The 344-nt window shown below is 42.7% G+C and carries 1 rRNA gene; it reads right to left on the bottom strand.

Annotation, left to right across the window (positions count from 1 at the left end):
• Positions 1 to 172: 172 nt before the first annotated feature.
• A 5S ribosomal RNA gene (rrf, locus tag GQR38_RS19980) occupies positions 173 to 288 on the bottom strand.
• Positions 289 to 344: the final 56 nt, after the last annotated feature.

The raw sequence follows: 344 nt of genomic DNA, 5'->3' as shown, positions 1-344 counted from the left end.
GCAAGTTTAGCAATGGAAAGGTGTCGCAGAGCGCCACCGCTCGTTACACATTGTACTCGGAATACTCGCGCTACTTTCTACGTAAGCTATTTTATTAAAGCACCACATTATTAAGTCATCAAAACGAAAAAATCCCTGCTGACGTCAGTCAACAGGGATTATCGTATTAGGCGCTTGGCAATGACCTACTTTCACATGAGGAGACCTCACACTATCATCGGCGCAGCTGCGTTTCACTTCTGAGTTCGGCATGGGATCAGGTGGTACCACAGCGCTATTATCGCCAAGCATAAAAAATAAATTAGAAAAGCTAATTGTCGATATGTTCTAATTCTGAAATTGTT

The sequence above is a fragment of the Pseudoalteromonas sp. c7(2019) genome (assembly GCF_011378625.1).
Lineage (GTDB): Bacteria > Pseudomonadota > Gammaproteobacteria > Enterobacterales > Alteromonadaceae > Pseudoalteromonas > Pseudoalteromonas arctica.
This window is presented reverse-complemented; position numbering and strand designations above follow the sequence as displayed.